This window comes from Flavobacteriales bacterium, from assembly GCA_016715895.1.
Lineage (GTDB): Bacteria > Bacteroidota > Bacteroidia > Flavobacteriales_F > PHOS-HE28 > PHOS-HE28.
Genome location: JADJXH010000004.1, coordinates 237764 through 254645, shown reverse-complemented (window position 1 = coordinate 254645; position 16882 = coordinate 237764). Strand labels below are relative to the sequence as shown.

11 protein-coding genes are annotated in these 16882 nt (G+C 68.0%); 7 read left to right on the top strand and 4 right to left on the bottom strand.

Annotated features, from left to right (window positions below; translation table 11 throughout):
• Window positions 1-22 precede the first annotated feature (22 nt).
• Window positions 23-3301, top strand: coding sequence for a glycoside hydrolase (locus IPM49_09700; protein MBK9274800.1), 3279 nt, complete (start codon window positions 23-25; stop codon window positions 3299-3301).
• Here IPM49_09700 and IPM49_09695 read toward each other — a convergent pair whose 3' ends face one another.
• Genes IPM49_09695 through IPM49_09680 form a run of 4 tightly spaced genes read right to left on the bottom strand, consistent with a single transcriptional unit; the run spans window position 3302 to window position 7670 of the window.
• On the bottom strand, window positions 3302-5593 hold the full coding sequence (locus tag IPM49_09695) for a penicillin-binding protein (GenBank protein MBK9274799.1): 2292 nt from the start codon (window positions 5591-5593) through the stop codon (window positions 3302-3304).
• A gap of 60 nt (window positions 5594-5653) precedes the next feature.
• The gene (gene hflX / locus IPM49_09690) at window positions 5654-6886 is read right to left on the bottom strand and encodes a GTPase HflX (GenBank protein ID MBK9274798.1); all 1233 of its coding nucleotides are present in this window, start codon (window positions 6884-6886) and stop codon (window positions 5654-5656) included.
• Window positions 6883-7227 carry a cytochrome c gene (locus tag IPM49_09685; GenBank protein MBK9274797.1) on the bottom strand — a complete coding sequence of 115 codons (345 nt, stop codon included), beginning with the start codon at window positions 7225-7227 and terminating at the stop codon, window positions 6883-6885. Before IPM49_09685 ends, hflX begins: the two co-directional genes overlap by 4 nt.
• A gap of 2 nt (window positions 7228-7229) precedes the next feature.
• Window positions 7230-7670, bottom strand: coding sequence for a cytochrome B (locus IPM49_09680; protein ID MBK9274796.1), 441 nt, complete (start codon window positions 7668-7670; stop codon window positions 7230-7232).
• A gap of 75 nt (window positions 7671-7745) precedes the next feature.
• On the opposite strand from IPM49_09680, the gene IPM49_09675 reads away from it, so the two are divergent.
• From IPM49_09675 to IPM49_09650, 6 genes are all read left to right on the top strand, one after another.
• Window positions 7746-10811, top strand: a complete 3066-nt coding sequence (locus IPM49_09675) for an amidohydrolase family protein (GenBank protein MBK9274795.1) — start codon at window positions 7746-7748, stop codon at window positions 10809-10811.
• Window positions 10808-12106 carry an amidohydrolase family protein gene (locus IPM49_09670; protein MBK9274794.1) on the top strand — a complete coding sequence of 433 codons (1299 nt, stop codon included), beginning with the start codon at window positions 10808-10810 and terminating at the stop codon, window positions 12104-12106. Before IPM49_09675 ends, IPM49_09670 begins: the two co-directional genes overlap by 4 nt.
• 82 nt (window positions 12107-12188) lie before the next feature.
• Window positions 12189-13025 carry a 3'(2'),5'-bisphosphate nucleotidase CysQ gene (gene cysQ / locus IPM49_09665; GenBank protein MBK9274793.1) on the top strand — a complete coding sequence of 279 codons (837 nt, stop codon included), beginning with the start codon at window positions 12189-12191 and terminating at the stop codon, window positions 13023-13025.
• A 40-nt stretch (window positions 13026-13065) separates the two neighbouring features.
• Window positions 13066-14187 carry a GDP-mannose 4,6-dehydratase gene (gene gmd / locus IPM49_09660; protein MBK9274792.1) on the top strand — a complete coding sequence of 374 codons (1122 nt, stop codon included), beginning with the start codon at window positions 13066-13068 and terminating at the stop codon, window positions 14185-14187.
• A gap of 99 nt (window positions 14188-14286) precedes the next feature.
• Window positions 14287-15225, top strand: a complete 939-nt coding sequence (locus IPM49_09655) for a GDP-L-fucose synthase (GenBank protein ID MBK9274791.1) — start codon at window positions 14287-14289, stop codon at window positions 15223-15225.
• An 88-nt stretch (window positions 15226-15313) separates the two neighbouring features.
• A complete protein-coding gene (locus tag IPM49_09650) occupies window positions 15314-16876 on the top strand; it encodes a hypothetical protein (protein ID MBK9274790.1) in 1563 nt (520 codons plus the stop codon).
• Window positions 16877-16882 lie beyond the last annotated feature (6 nt).

Sequence of the window (16882 nt, the reverse complement as noted above, 5' to 3'; positions counted from 1 at the left end):
GACCGGACCCAACCCCTGCGCCATGCTGCGCCGTTCCCACTTCCTATGGCCCGCCCTCGTCGTGGCGACCCTCGCCGAAGGTCAGACCAACCGGATCTACCTGGCCCCGGACGACCACACGGACTACCTGTGGAGCGGCACGGTGGCGGACCACGAGCAGTGGATCCCGCAGATGATCGACCACTACCTGGACCTCAACGATGCCACCGCCGGCAACCCGGCACCCTACCGCAACAAGTGGAACTGCGACGGCTGGTACTGGGTGGAGATCTACAAGCGCAACCGGCCGGCGGCCCAGTTCGACCGGCTGATCGCCCAGCTGCAGAGCGGCCAGATGACCGTGCCGCTCAACGGACTGGTGTGCACGCACGGCGGCAACATCACCGAGGGTGTCATCCGCAGCGGCTACTACGCCGGCCGTCTGCAACGGCAATACGGCATCGACATCCCCATGGCCATCAGCATGGAGAACCAGACCCAGCCGCTCGGGCTCGCCTCCCTGTGGAACGGCATGGGCGCGCGCTACAGCTGGAAGGGTGTGTGCGGCTGCGCCACCCAGGTCACGGGCCTGGGCCAGCGTGAGCACGAGCTGTACCGGTACACCGGCCTCGATGGTTCCAGCGTGCTGATGAAGTGGTACAGCCTCACCTACAACCAGGGCCTGGGCGGCTATGCCGAGGCCTTCGTGCCCAACACCGCCGTGGACCAGTGCCTGGACAAGCTCAACAGCGTCGCCTTCCCGCACAACTACCCCTATACCGTGGCCGGTGCCTTCGGCCGTGGATGGGACAACACCCTCACGCTGGACAGCAGCTTTCCCACCGTGGCCCAGGCGCGCAGCGATGCCACCACGCAGTGCCATGTGAGCAACATGAAGGACTTCTTCGAGGACATCGAGGCCACCTACGGCGGCACGCTGCCCAGCCAGGCATTGAGCTTCGGCAACGAGTGGGACCTGGACTGCGCCAGCATCGCCGAGGTCACCGGTCGCATGCGGCGCGGCATCGAACGCCTGCGCAGTGCCGAGGCCGTGGCCACGCTGGCCGCACGCCACGACCCCGCCGTGTGGTCGAACATGGCCGCGCAGCGTGAAGAGGCCCACACCGCCATCAGCCTCTACTGGGAACACAACTTCGGCGTGGGTGGTGTGGTGCCCGCGAACGACCGTGCACTGTGGCAGCGTGGGCTGGAGGCCCAGGTGACCGGCTACGGCACCCAGCTCCTCAGCAACGCGCTGGCCTCGCTGGGGTCGCAGATCGACGCGGGCGGTGAGCTCCGCTTCGTGGTGGTGAACCCGCTGGGGCATCTGCGCACCGATGTGGCCGACCTGCCTTATGCCGGTCCGCAGCCCGTGCAGGTGGTGGACCGCACCACGGCCACGGTGATCCCCTCGCAGGTGATCGTGAAGGACGGCGCCACCTTCGTGCGCATCCTGGCCACGGACGTGCCTGCCGCCGGGTACAAGGTGTACACCCTGCAACCGGGTAACCCGCCGGTCGCGCCCAACACGGCCACGCTGGACATCCACCTCTTCGAGAGCGATCGCTTCCGCATCAGCATGAGCGGCGAAGGGGTGATCACCAGCCTGCGCGACAAGCTCGCCAACCGCAGCTACGCCGGCACGGTGAACGGACGGATCATGAACGACCTGGGAGCCTATACGGCGCCCGGTGGCATCAAGTACCTGGTGAACAACGGCCCCATCAGTGCGACGGTGCAGACCGAAGGCGTGATCCCCCTGGGCCACGACGTGCGCGTCACCCTGTACAAGGACCTGCACCGTGTGGACGTGGAGGACCGCATCACGGACAACTTCAGCAGCATGCTGGACTGGGCGTACGGTGTGCAGATCGTGAACGCCACGGTCCGCCATGAGGAGCTGGGCGCCATCCTCACCGCGAAGCTGGAAAGCAACGGCGGCCACTACGCCACGCAGAACGCGCGGTACGACCAGCTCACCCTCGGCCACTTCGCCGACATCAGCAACGCGCAGTACGGGCTCACGGTGAGCGCCAGCGGCCCCGCCTTCCTGAAGCTCGGCAACAGCACCACCGGCACCTTCGACAGCGGCAGCAGCCAGTTGCGGTTCACCGCGGGCGGCAACTTCCAGGGCAGCGGCCCGGGCATTCCCGACCAGCACGGCGACACGCTCTTCCACTACGGCTTCAGCCTGCGGCCGCATGAAGGCGCCTACGACCAGGTGGCCGCCATGCGCTTCGCCCTGGAGCACCAGAACCCGTTCGTGGTCGGCACCTGCACCGGGAACGGTGGTCCGTATCCCGCCACCACCTTCGGCGCCTTCACCTTCAGTGATCCCGACGTGCTGCTCTGGGCCCTGAAACCGGCTGAGGAAGGCGTGGCGAGCGGCATCATTGCACGCCTGTGGAACGTGAGCGACGCGGCACAGAGCACGACCATCGCCTCCACCTGGGGCCTGGGCGCGGTGCAGACCACCACGCACATCGAGACGAACACGGGCGCCGCCCCGCTGGTGAACGGCACCGTCACCGCCTCCTTCGCCCCGCAGCAGCTACGCACCTTCCGGCTGACCCCCAACAGCCCTGCGGTGCAGCTCGCGTTGTGCGCCGTGCTCGAGGGACCGTGGTCCGCCGGCGATCAGCTCATGCGCGACGACCTCCGCACCGCAGGTCTCCTTCCCCTCACCGAACCGTACACGGCCCTGAGCTATGCCCATGTGGGCGGGGGAGGGGAGACCACCACACCGACCGTGCTGCAGACCAGCGGCGTCAATGCCGTGGTGGACTGGGTGGTGGTGGAGTTGCGGGATGCCACCACACCCTCCACCGTGATCGCCACGCGCTGCGGCCTGCTTCAACGAGATGGCGATGTGGTGGCGGCGGACGGTGTGTCGCCGTTGTCGTTCACCGTGGCCACGGGCAGCTACCGCATCGCTGTCCGGCATCGCAACCACCTCGGCGCGATGACGGCCTCGGCCTACACGCTCAGCGGCGCTCCGCTGGCGGTGGACCTCACCGCTCCGGCCACGGCGACCTTCGGCACTGATGCGCGTAAGAACCTGAGCGGGACCATGGTGCTCTGGGCGGGTGACGTCACCTTCAACGGGCAGGTGAAGTACGCGGGCGCCGCCAACGACCGCGATCCCATCCTGTCGGCCATCGGCGGCACGGTGCCCACGGCCACCGTGGGCGGGTACCTGCGCGAGGATGTGAACATGGACGGCGTGGTGAAGTACGCGGGGGGCACCAACGACCGCGACCCGATCCTGGTGAACATCGGTGGCAGCGTACCTACGGCGGTGCGTGTGGCGCAACTGCCCTGATCAGCGCTCCTGCTCCCGGTCGCGGAAGAGGCGCTGCAGAAATCCGGGCCGCGCGTTCGTATCCGTCGGGTCTTCTGGCGGACCCCCGAACAGCCGCTCGATCCAACCGGGCTCATGCCGGGCAGGACAGTCCATCACGAACCGTGCGGAGTCCGGCGCGGTAAAGGGTCGCATGTAGCGCCGGCGCAGCTCACTGCTCGCCTCGATGCCGTGGAACACCTGCCCGGCGATGGGCAGGGCCAGTTGCGAACCGGTGCCCAGGGCCCCGCGGAAATGAACCGACGGATCGCGCGCGCCGACCCAGGTGCCCACCACCAACCCGGGCGTGTAGCCGAAGAACCAGGCATCACGCTGGTCCTGGGAGGTCCCCGTCTTGCCGGCCAGGGCGCCACCCACGCCATGGCGTGAGCGCAGCGCCGTGCCCGTGCCCTGGTCCACGGCTCGGCGCAGCATGGCGTTCATGGCATCAGCCACCTCCGCGGTGAGCGCCCGCCGGCTCCGCGGACGGGGTGCTTCGTACAGCACCTTGCCGTCGGCGTCGGTGATGCGCGTGATCAGGCGTGGGCGTGGCCGTTGACCGCGTGCAGCGAAGGCCGCGTACACCGGAACCATGTCGAGCAGGCTGAGGTCGGACGAACCCAGGCACACCGACGGATGCTGCACCTGCACACCGGGAATGCCCAAGGCGCGCACCACGTCGCGCAGCGAGTCCTGGTCCAGCCTGAAGTAGAGGTCCACCGTGGGCAGGTTCATGCTGCGCGCCAGCGCCGCCCACATGGCCACCTCGCCGCCGGTGGTATCGCCGTCGAAGTTGCCCGGCGCCCAGTCATCGTATTCGGCATAGGTGCGTGGCGTGTTGCTGAGGTAGGTGCATGGCGCGTGACCGGCCTCCAGCGCGGCGGCATAGATCACGGGCTTGATCGCGCTGGCGATGGAGCGACGCGCCTTCACCAGGTCGTACGGCAGATAGCGGGGGTGGCCGCCGCCCACCCAGGCCCGCACGTTGCCGGTGCCCGGTTCCATCATCAGCACGGCGGCGTTCAGCAGGCGATGGTAGTGCCACAGGCTGTCGCGATGGCCGATCGTGTCCACGCGGACACCGGTGTGGTCGTACAGCTCGCGCGGTGCGGTGGCATCGGCTTTCCAAGCGCGGTCGGCCTTCCGCCCCTTGGCGCGCTCCCATGCCGTGCGGGCCTTTGAGGCCTTCAGTTCCGCATCGAGCCTGGGCTGCATGCGTGCGAGGTGTGCCCGCGAGGCCTCCACGGCCAGGTGCTGCAGCTCGGGATCGAGCGTGGTGTGGATGCGCAGGCCGTCCTTGCGCAGGTCCGGGAGGGCCGCGGGCGGAACAGGGGCCCGCAGGACCTTCTTCTTCTTCCCGCCGGAGGGGGCTGCCGCGGCCTGCTCCCGCAGGAGGGCCTCGGCCTCCTCGGCCACCCGGGCCACGAAGTAGCCGTACACGTCGTAGGCGTCGAGCCCGGTGTAGCGCAGCTTCAACGGCAGGGCCTGAAGACTGTCCGCCGTGCGCGCGTCCAGGTGGCCGTGCTTCTCCATCAGGCCCAGCACCGTGTTGCGGCGTTCGCGGGCGCGGTCGGGATGCAGGCGCGGGTTGTAGGCCGTGTTCGCCTTCAGCATGCCCACCAGTACGGCGGCCTCCTCCACGCTCAGCCGCGACGTGGAACGGCCGAAGAAGCGGCGCGCGGCCGACTCGATGCCATGGAGGTTCTCGCCGAACGGCACGCTGTTCAGGTAGAGCACGAGCACGCCGCGCTTGTCATACACGCGCTCCAGCCGCTGCGCCACCAGCGCCTCCTTGATCTTGTTCACGGGCACCGTGAGCAGCCCGTGCCGCTCGCGACCATAGAGGTTCTTGATGATCTGCTGGCTGATGGTGCTGCCACCGCCCGCGCTGCGGTCACCGCCGAGGATGGTGCGGAAGAATACGCGGACGTAGCTCGTGCCGTCCACCCCCTGGTGCTCGAAGAAGCGCGCGTCCTCGGTGCTCACCAGGGCGTCGATGAGGTGCTGCGGCAGGTCCTCATAGCGGATGTTGGTGCGTTCCTCCGCGAAGAGCTTGCCGATCAAGGTGCCGTCCTCGGCGAACACCAGCGTGGCCTCCTCATGCTCGATGGCGGCCAGCTCGGCCTGGCTGGGCAGCCGACCGAACACGTTGAACGACACCAGTGCCACCAGCAGCCCGAGCCCGCTTACGGCGGCGAGCACGAGCAGCAGCAGGATGGCCCCGATCCCCGGCGCCTTCCGCTTCCCCTTCCCCTTGCCGCGCTTCCTCGCCATCGGTCCTTGTGCAACGTGCCTCCCGCACCGGTGCGTATGCGCTGCCGGGCGCTCCCGGGCTCACTCCTCCTCCACGCGACCTTCGAGGTAGGCGTCCTTGAACAGCAGATCGCTCTCGTACGGGTAGCGCGCGATGTGCAGCGCCTTCACGCGGTCATACAGCAACCGGCGCAGGGTGTCGATGTTCGTGCGTCGCGCCGCGCTGATGAAGATGCACTCCGCACCGTCCATGCTCGACATCCACGTGCGCTGCAGCTCCTCCAGTGTGAACTGATCGCGGCGCTTGGGCGCCAGGTCGTCCGGGTCGTGCGGGGCCGGGCGGTACGCGTCGATCTTGTTCAGCACCACGATCACGGGTTTGTCGCCGGCGCCGATCTCGTTCAGGGTCTGCTTCACCGTGGCGTACTGCTGTTCGAAGTCGTGGTGGCTCACATCCACCACGTGCAGCAGCAGGTCGGCCTCGCGCGTTTCGTCCAGGGTGCTCTTGAAGCTCTCGATCAACTGGTGCGGCAGCTTGCGGATGAAGCCCACCGTGTCGCTGAGCAGGAAGGGCAGGTTGCCGAGCACCACCTTCCGCACGGTGGTGTCCAGCGTGGCGAAGAGCTTGTCCTCGGCGAAGACATCGCTTTTGCTCAGCAGGTTCATCAGCGTGCTCTTGCCCACGTTGGTGTAGCCCACGAGCGCCACGCGCACCAGCTTGCCACGGTTGCCGCGCTGGGTGGCCTTCTGGCGGTCGATGTCGCGCAGCTGGGCCTTCAGCAGGGCGATGCGGTCGCGTACGATGCGACGGTCGGTCTCGATCTCCTTTTCGCCGGCCCCGCCCCGCGTGCCGGTGCCACCGCGCTGCCGTTCCAGGTGCGTCCACAGCTTGGTGAGGCGGGGCAGCATGTACTCGTACTGTGCCAGCTCCACCTGCGTGCGGGCGTGCGCCGTGCGGGCCCTCCGGGCGAAGATGTCCAGGATCAAGCGGGGCCGGTCGAGCACGGGCCGCCCGAGCTCCTTTTCCAGGTTGCGCTGCTGGGCGGGCGTCAGCTCATCGTCGAAGATCACACTGTCGGTGCCGTTCGCCTCGATCCAGGCCTTCACCTCGGCCAGCTTGCCGCTGCCCACGTACGTGCGCCCGTCGGGCCGGTGCAGCTTCTGCGTGAACCGCTTCACCGTGCGGATCTCCGCCGTGGTGGCCAGGAACTCCAGCTCGTCCAGGTATTCCTTCACCCGCCCGGCGTCCTGCTCATCGGTCACCAGGCCCACCAGCACGGCCGTTTCGGCCTTCGCCCGCGTGGTCTCGATCATGGCCGACCCCCGGGTGCGCTTGTGCGCAGCGCCATCACGTGGTCCACCACGGCGTCGAGCTCCACGGGCTTCAGCATGTTGCGGTAGCCCATCATCTTCCCCTTGCCACCGGCCACCACCGTGCTCACCTCCTCCCGCGTGAGCGCCGACAGGGTGAGGTCCTTCGCACCGCTCAGCCCCAGCTTTCCGTCCTTGCCGTGGCAGAGGGTGCAGTGCATCTGGAACAGCGCCGGACCGTTCGGGGAGCCGTTCGGCAGCGTGTCGGCCATCACCGGATCCTCCGTGGAACCGCCTGCTGTGCAGGCCAGCAACACGATCGCGAAAAGGGGAAGCAGGCGCATGCTCATAACCAGCCCAGGTCGCGCCCCACCTCCTTGAACGGCCAGGGCGTCGCCCACAGCATCAGCACCAGGGCGATCAGGAAGAAGATGGCGATGAGCCGCTGCTTGCGCGGCTCCTCCTTGGCCCGCTTGCTCATCGCACGTCCCACCGTCACCAGCACGATGGCGACCACCATCGTTCCGATGTGCTCCATCTTCCAGAATCGCTGGTGGGCGGGCTGCATCATGCCGAAGGCCTTGAACCGCATGAAGTAGAGGATGAGGCCGAGCACCAGCTGCACATGGCACAGCAGCACCGCCACCATGGCCAAGGTGCGCTCATAGACCAGGATGGGCCGACCGCGCAGCAGGCCGTTGAGCGCCGTGAGGCCGGCAGCGGCCACGAAGGCCAGCACACCGTAGCGCAACAGGCTGTGGAAGAAACCCAGGATGTTCGTCTCCATGCGGGATGCTGCTGATGGGCGGCAAAGGTAGCCGTCGCCGGGGCCGCCGCGTCCGCACCCCTATTTTCGCCGCCCATGCGGTCCCTTCTTCCGCCGGCCTCCGGCCTCCTGTGCGCCGTGACGTTCCTGGGGACGGCCATGGCCCAGGTGACCGCCCCGGTGAACGGGCCGCACGACCGCAACGTGCCGGTGCACGCGTTCGTGCACGCCACGTTGCATCCCGAGCCGGGCCGCACTGTGTACGACGCCACCCTCGTGGTGACCGGGGAGCGCATCACGGCCGTGGGCAGGGACGTCAGCGTGCCGAAGGATGCCGTGGTGCACGACCTGCGTGGCGCGCATGTGTGGCCGGGGCTCGTGGAGCCGTACGGCGACCTCGGCATGCCCAAGGACGCACCGGCACCCGCCCGCACACTGGCCGGAGCGCGCCATTGGAACCCGGCCGTGCGGGCCACCCAGCGGGCGGCGGCCCGCTACGCCCCCGATGCCGATCAGGCCGCCCGCCTTCGCGCGCAGGGTGTCACCGCCGTGTGGGTGCACCAGCCCGATGGCATCGTGCGCGGCACCGGCGCGGTGGTGCTCCCGGCAGGCCGGTCCCCGCAACTGGATGTGCTGGTGGCCGACGCTTCGGCGCACTTCTCCTTTCAGAAGGGCAGCTCCACCGACCCCTACCCGTCCTCGCTCACCGGCTCGATCGCCCTGTTGCGGCAGACCTTGCTGGATGCCCGTTGGTATGGCGAAGGGGGCGCCGCCGAACTGCGCGATGCCGAATTGGAGGCCTTGGCCTCTCAGCAACGCCTGCCCTGGGTGTTCGAGGCCCGCGATCGCGAGGATGTCCTGCGGATCGCCGCCCTGGGACGCGAGCATGGGTTCCGGGCCATCGTCAAAGGCGGCGGCGATGAGGTTGCCCGATGGCGCGAGGTGGCCGACGCCGGTCTCGACCTCATCCTGCCCGTGGTGCAGCCCGATGCGCCCGATGTCCGTGACCCGCACGACGCCCTCGAGGTGCCCATCGCCCGGCTCAAGCACTGGGAGCTCGCGCCCCACGGTCCCCGTATCCTGCACCAGGCCGGGGTGCGCTTCGCCTTCACCCGCCACGGGCTGAAGGAGCCGGAGGACTGGTGGCCCGCGGTGCGCCGCATGGTGCGTTGCGGCCTCGACAGCAGCACCGCCATCGCCGCCTGCACCACCGTGCCCGCGGCCTACCTCGGTCTGGAGGACCGCCTGGGCGTCCTCGCCACCGGGGCCCTGGCCAACCTGCTCATCACCACGGACCACCTGCTGGCCGAGGACAATGCCGTGCAGGAGACCTGGGTGGCGGGTGAACGGTTCGTGCTGGCCGACCGGAGCCTGCCTGATGTGCGGGGCACCTATGACCTGAACATCGACGGGCGGACCCTGCGCCTGGAGGTGACCGGTGGACGGTGGCGCGACCGCAAGGCGACGCTCCGCGGTGCCGCCGGTGACACCGCGAAGTATGCCGCCGACCTCACGCACAGTGGCGAACGCATCGGACTGCGTTTCGATGCCAGGGCGATCGGCCGCGCTGGCGATGTTCGGCTCAACGGTACGGTGCACGCCGAGGGTGCCATCTGGGACGGCCAGGGGGTGATCCCCGGCGATATCTGGACACCGTGGAGCGCCGTGCGCCGCGCCGATGCCGCGCCCGTGAAGGATCCCGCAGCCCGCAAGGCGACCCTGGACAGTCTGCTCGCCAGCGCGCCCGGGGCCGTATGGGCGCCGTTCTCCGCCTACGGCGATACCCTGGTGCCCGACTCCGCCACCATCCTCTTCAAAGGCGCCACGGTATGGACGAACACCGAGCGGGGCATCCTCCGCCAGGCGGATGTCCTCGTGCATCAGGGGCGTGTGGCCGCGGTCGGCACCGCCCTCGATCCCACCACCGTGCTCACCGGACGGACCCCACCGGCGGTGCGCGAGGTGAACGCGACGGGCCTGCACCTCACCCCGGGCATCGTGGACGAGCATTCGCACATCGCGTTGCGGCGCGGCGTCAACGAAGGAGGGCAGGCCATCAGCGCCGAGGTGCGCATGACCGATGTGGTCGATCCGGACGATGTGGACATCTACCGCCAGCTCGCCGGCGGGGTCACGGCCGCGCAATTGCTGCACGGATCGGCCAACCCCATCGGGGGCCAGAGCGCCCTGGTGAAGCTGCGCTGGGGCCTTTCTGCTGACGCCTTTCCGATCGATGATGCACGGGGTTTCATCAAGTTCGCCCTGGGCGAGAACGTCAAGCAGAGCACTTCGCCGCATGGCCATCGGTACCCCCGCACGCGCATGGGCGTGGAGCAGGTGATGCTGGACGCCTTCCTGCGCGCCCGCGATCACCGTGCGTTGCACGACGCCCACGCGGCCGCGGTCGCCAGGACCGGAGCGCGCCGTCGCCGCACGGCCCCGCCTCCCGCGCCCCGCCGCGACCTGGAGCTCGAGGCCCTCGCCGAGGTCCTTCGCGGCGAGCGCTTCATCAGCTGCCACAGCTACGTGCAGAGCGAGATCGAAATGTTGATGGACCTCGCCGACAGCCTTGGATTCACGGTGAACACCTTCACCCACATCCTCGAAGGCTACAAGATGGCCGACCGGATGCGCGAGCACGGGGTGGCCGCCAGCACCTTCAGCGACTGGTGGGCCTACAAGTGGGAGGTGTACGAGGCCATCCCCTACAACGCGGCGCTGCTCTGGCAGGCCGGTGTGCTCACCGGCATCAACAGCGATGATGCGGAGATGGGCCGCCGCCTGAACCAGGAGGCCGCCAAGGCCGTGAAGTACGGCGGGGTGCCCGAGGAGGAGGCCCTGAAGATGGTGACCCTCAACCCCGCACGCATGCTGCATCTTGACCACCGGATGGGCACCGTGGAGCCCGGCAAGGACGCCGACCTTGTGCTGTGGAGCGCCCATCCGTTGAGCATCGACGCCCGCGCCGAGATGACCCTGGTCGACGGAAGGCCGCTGTACGAACGGTCACGTGACGAGCGCCTCCGCGCGATGATCCGCACCGAACGCGACCGCCTGGTGACCAAGGTGCTCGCCGCGCAGCGACTGGGCGCCCGCACCGAGGCGCCCGCACCGAAGAAGGACGGACACTGGCATTGTGAGACCCTCGGCGAGGAACCATGAGGACCGCACTGACCCTTCTCGCGGCCCTGGCCGCCTGTGCGGTGCAGGCCCAGCGGCCGGCGCCCGCCCCGCCCCAGTCCCGCAGCGTGCTCATCCGCGAGGCGCAGGTGCATACCGGCGATGGCCGGCTGATCACCGGCGGCTTCGTCGGCTTCCGCAACGGCGTGATCGATCACGTGGGCCCCACGGCCCCGGCGGCGCGCTACGACACGGTGATCGATGCCGCGGGCGGTCACCTCTACCCGGGTCTCATCCTGCCCGATGCCACATTGGGCCTGGCCGAGATCGATCAGGTGCACGCCACGATCGATGAGGACGAGGCCGGGGACATCACTCCGGAGGTGCGGGCCTCCACGGCCTACAACGTGGATTCGCGGATCATCCCCACGGTGCGCCGGAACGGTGTGCTCATCGCCCAGATCGTGCCGCGCGGCGGGGTGGTCAGCGGGCGCAGCAGCGTGGTGCAGCTCGATGCCTGGGACCGCCGCGATGCGCTCATCGCCCACGACAATGGCATGCACATCACCTGGCCCAGGGCCTTCAGCCGGCATGGGTGGTGGGCCGAGCCCGGTCCCGTGGTGAAGGAGAAGGCCGAGGAACGGGAGCGCCGCCTGCGCGAGCTGGAGCAGCTCTTCACCGAGGCCGCCGCCCGCGCCCGCCGGCCCGAGGCCGCACCGGCCGATGTCCGCATCCAGGCGCTGGCCGGCCTGTTCACCGGGGAGATGACCCTCTTCGTGCATGCCGAACAGGCGCAGGACATCCAGGAGGCCGTGCTCTTCGCGGACCGCATGGGCGTGCACCGCACCGTGATCGTGGGTGGCCACGATGCCTGGCGCGTCGCCGACCTGCTGCGCGACAAGCGCGTGGCCGTGCTGCTGCGTCGAGTGCACAGCCTCCCGTTGCGCAACGACGACGACGTGGACCTGCCCTATCGGCTGCCCGCCCTGCTGCACGAACGCGGGGTGCCCTTCTGCCTGAGCTACTCCGGCGACATGGAGCGCATGGGCGCCCGCAACCTGCCCTTCTTGGCCGGGACCGCCCGTGCCTACGGCCTTCCCGCCGAGGAGGCCGTCCGCTGCGTCACGCTGGGTGCCGCACAGGTGCTGGGCATCGACGCCCGCTACGGCAGCCTTGCCGTGGGCAAGAGCGCCACCCTCTTCCTCTCGGCCGGCGACGCGCTCGACATGCGCACCAACGCGGTGCGCTATGCCTTCATCGATGGCCGCGCCATCACCCTGGACAGCGTGCAGGAGGAGCTCTTCGAGATGCATCGGTCGCGTCTCGCGAGGCCCTGAGGCCGTCGTGCACACGCGTTGTTGATGGAAGCACCCGCCGGCGCGGAACACCCGCATCGGGTGCGGCTACCTTTGGCCCCCGATGCAGCACACGGCCCCCGGTGACCTGCTCGGTCCGGCGATCGCCGCGGCGTTCGATGCCGGGCGCGCGATCCTCGAGGTCTACGCCGGCGCCATCGCCGTGGAGCTGAAGGACGACCGCTCGCCGCTCACGGAGGCGGACCGCCGCGCACACCGGGCCATCGTGACCGCGCTTGCCTCCACGGGGCTGCCGGTGCTCAGCGAGGAAGGCCAGGAACTGCCCGTGGAGGAGCGCCAGCGCTGGGAGCGTTACTGGCTGGTGGACCCGCTGGACGGCACCAAGGAGTTCGTCAAGCGCAACGGCGAGTTCACGGTGAACATCGCGCTGATGGAGCGCGACGGCGAACCCTCCGGTGCGTTGGGCGCAGCGCGGCCGATCGCCGGGGTGCTCTACGTGCCTGTGAAGGACCTGCTCTACTTCGCCTGGGGTGGGGGTGGGGCCCACCGGATCGAGCGGGCGGCAACCCGGGGCGCCTCCTCGGCGTATGAACTTGCCGCACAGGCCGAGCGCCTGCCGCTATCCATGCCCCAGCGCCCCTTCACCATCGTGGCCAGCCGCAGCCATGCGAGCCCCGAGACCGAGGCCTACATCGCACGCATGCGACAGCAGCACGGCGAGGTGGCCCTCACCAGCATGGGCAGCGCCTTGAAGATCGCCCTGGTGGCCGAAGGCAGCGCCGATGCCTACCCGCGCTACGCCCCCACCATGGAGTGGGACAGCGCCGCCGGCCACGCCATCGCCAACGAGGCGGGTCGCACGCTCATCGATGTGACCACGAACGCGCCTTTGCGCTACAACAAGCATTCCCTGGTGAACAACTGGTTCATCGTCCACTGAACAACCAAACCCATGGGCGATCCATCGTCGCCCCGACCCCATGGCCAAGAAAAGCACGAAGTCGAGCGGAAAGAAGCGCAAGGTCGCCTTGATCACCGGTGTCACCGGACAGGACGGCGCCTACCTGAGCGAGCTCCTGTTGAACAAGGGCTACGAGGTGCACGGCGTGAAGCGCCGCAGCTCGCTCTTCAACACCGACCGCATCGACCACCTCTACCACGACATGCACGAGAAGGGCCGTCCCTTCCACCTGCACTACGGCGACCTCACCGACAGCGTGAACTGCCTGCGCCTGGTGCAGCAGATCCAGCCGGACGAGATCTACAACCTGGCCGCGATGAGCCATGTGCACGTGAGCTTCGAGATGCCCGAGTACACGGCCAACGCCGACGGCATCGGCACGCTGCGCTTCCTGGAGGCCATCCGCATCCTGGGCCTCGAGAAGAAGACCAAGTTCTATCAGGCCTCCACCTCCGAGCTCTACGGCGGTGTGCGTCCGCATGCGCAGAACGAGGAAACGCCGTTCCATCCGCGCAGTCCCTACGGTGTGGCCAAGCTGTACGGCTTCTGGATCACCAAGAACTACCGCGAGAGCTACGGCATCTTCGCCTGCAACGGCATCCTCTTCAACCACGAGAGCCCGCTGCGCGGTGAGACCTTCGTGACCCGCAAGATCACCCGCGCCGCGGCGAAGATCAAGCTGGGCCTGCAGGATACGCTCTACCTGGGCAACCTGGACGCCAAGCGCGACTGGGGCCACGCCAAGGATTACGTGGAAGGCATGTGGCTGATGCTGCAGGCGAAGAAGCCCGACGACTACGTGCTCGCCACCGGCAAGACCTACACCGTGCGCCACTTCGTTGACCTCGCCTTCGGGGAGGTGGGCATCAAGCTCGAGTGGAAGGGCAAGGGCGAGAAGGAGAAGGGGGTCGACAGGAAGACCGGCAAGGTGCTCGTGGCCATCGACAAGCGCTACTACCGTCCCGCCGAGGTGGACCACCTGGAGGGCGACCCCACCAAGGCCATGCGCGAGCTGGGCTGGAAGCACAAGTACGACCTGAAGGCCCTGGTGAAGGAGATGATGGCCAGCGACCTGGAGCTCTTCAAGCGCGACGTGTACCTGAAGAAGGGCGGCCACAAGATCCTGCACGAACAGGAGTGATCGCCCACGCGATCACTCTTCGTAAGGGCGACGTTCGCGTCGCCCACGCCTTTTGATGAGATCCTCAAATCCATGGCGACGTTAACGTCGCCCCGACAGATGAACAAGCAAGACAAGATCTACGTGGCCGGCCACCGCGGCATGGTGGGCAGCGCCATCGTGCGCAAGCTGCAGGCCGAGGGCCACACCAACATCGTGGTGCGCACCAGCAAGGAGCTCGACCTGAAGGAGCAGCAGGCCGTGCGCGACTTCTTCGCCCAGGAGAAACCCGCGTACGTGTACCTCGCCGCGGCCAAGGTGGGAGGCATCCACGCCAACAACGTGTACCGCGCCCAGTTCCTGTACGAGAACCTGATGATCGAGAGCAACATCATCCACTCGGCCTACGAGCACGGGGTGAAGAAGCTGCTCTTCCTGGGCTCCTCGTGCATCTATCCGAAGATGGCGCCCCAGCCGCTTAAGGAGGAGAGCCTGCTCACCGGCCTGCTGGAGCAGACCAACGAGCCCTACGCCATCGCCAAGATCGCAGGCATCAAGCTGGCCGAGAGCTACCGCCGCCAGTACGGGTGCAACTACATCAGTGCGATGCCCACGAACCTCTATGGGCCCAACGACAACTACGACCTCAACAACAGCCACGTGCTGCCGGCGCTCATCCGCAAGTTCCACACCGCCAAGGTGACGGTCGCGCCGAGCGTGGAGGTGTGGGGCACGGGTTCGCCCATGCGCGAGTTCCTCCATGTGGACGACCTCGCCGATGCCTGCTACTTCCTCATGAAGAACTACGACGAGGAGCTCTTCCTGAACATCGGCACGGGCGAGGACCTCACCATCAAGGCCCTGGCCGAAATGATCAAGGAGATCGTGGGCTACACCGGTGAACTGAAGTGGAACACCGAGAAGCCCGATGGCACCCCGCGCAAGCTGATGGACGTGGGCCGCCTGCACAACCTGGGGTGGAAGCACCGCATCGGGCTGCGCGAGGGCATCACCGCCGTGTACGCCGAGTTCGCCAAGAGCGAGCTGGCGAAGGTGTGAGGCCTGGACCATGAACGCATCGAGGCCCCGGTCCGCCGGGGCTTTTGCTTTTCCGGCATCGGCTACCTTCGGCGGGCCTTCCCCGCTGATGCGCCGCCGCCTGCTCCTCTTGCTGCTGCCCCTGGCCCTGCGCGTCGCCGCCCAGCAGAACGACATCCCCCTGCAGCGCGACATCTACCTGGACGTGGAACGCAGCGCGGCCTGCCGCACCGCGCGCATCCACACCGGGCTGAAGCCCGTGATCCAGAGCCGCGCCGACCTCACCGGTGTGATGGGCTTCCGCCCCGACAGCACCCGGCGCTACTACTGGCTCACCGAGGTGCTCTTCCGCCGCCACCTGCTGCAGGTGCGTAAGAAGGGTGTGCGCCTGCACGCCGACCTGATGCTCGACCTCCAGCTCGGTCAGGACTTCCGCGACCAGAGCCGTTTCGCCGACACCACCCGCTTCTACCGCAACACGCGCGGCTTCTGGGTCGCCGGGGACCTGGGCCCGCGCTTCTCCTTCCAGACCGCCTTCTTCGAGAACCAGGCCATCTATCCGCAATACCTGTGGAACAGGACCCGCGAGCTGGGCGTGGTGCCCGGCGAGGCCCGGGTGAAACCCTTCAACGGCCGTGCCTTCGACTACGCCTGGGCCATGGGCAACGTGAGCTGGACGCCGCGCCGCTGGCTGAACGTGCAGCTGGGACAGGGGCGCCACCAGGTGGGCCACGGCTACCGGAGCATGCTGCTGAGCGATGCCAGCCCCACCTATCCCTTCCTGAAGCTGAGCCACCTGGGCTGGAAGGACCGCCTGCAGTACAGCACGATCTACGCCCAGCTCAACATGCTCCAACGCCTGCCCACCGGCGAGAGCAGTGAGAGCCTCTTCCTGTGGAAGCGCGCCACCTTCACCCACCTGAGCCTCGACCTGGGACGCGTGACGGTCGGCCTCTTCGAGGCCACGATCTTCAAGCGCATCGACAGCAGCGGCGTGCGCCCGTTCAACGCCCTCACCCTGAACCCGGTGATCGGCATCAACACGCTGGTGAACGGCTTTGACGGCGACCACAAGCAGGTGCTGGGCCTCGACCTGCGCGTGAAGCTCACCGACAAGCTGTACGTGTACGGCCAGGGCGTCACCGACAAGCCTGGTCGCTACGGTTGGCAGGCCGGTTTCCGCTGGTTCGACCTCTTCGGCCTCGACATGCACCTGCAGGCCGAGTACAACAGCGCCCAGCCCTTCCTGTACATGCAGCGGGATGCGCTCACCGCGTACACCCACACGCAGCAGCCCCTGGCGCATCCGTACGGCGCGAACTTCGACGAGGCCGTCGTGATCCTGGACCATCGCATCCGCGGCAAGGTGCTGCTGCAGGCCAAGCTGAACCTGGCCACCTATCGCACGGACGGCCCCGACAGCCTGGCCGCCAACCATGGCAGCGACCTGCTGCTGCCCGATCAGCTCTCGGCCCTGCCGGACGGGCCCATCGTCCGCCAGCTCACCTACCTGGAGCTCAACGCCAGCTACCTCATCAACCAAATGAGCAACATGCGGTTCACCATCGGCTACTCGATGCGCGACCTGAGCCCGGCGCCCGACCAACAGAACAGCGGCCACCTCTACGCCGCCTTCCGCATGGCGCTGTTCAACCGGTATGCCGACTTTTGACCGCCC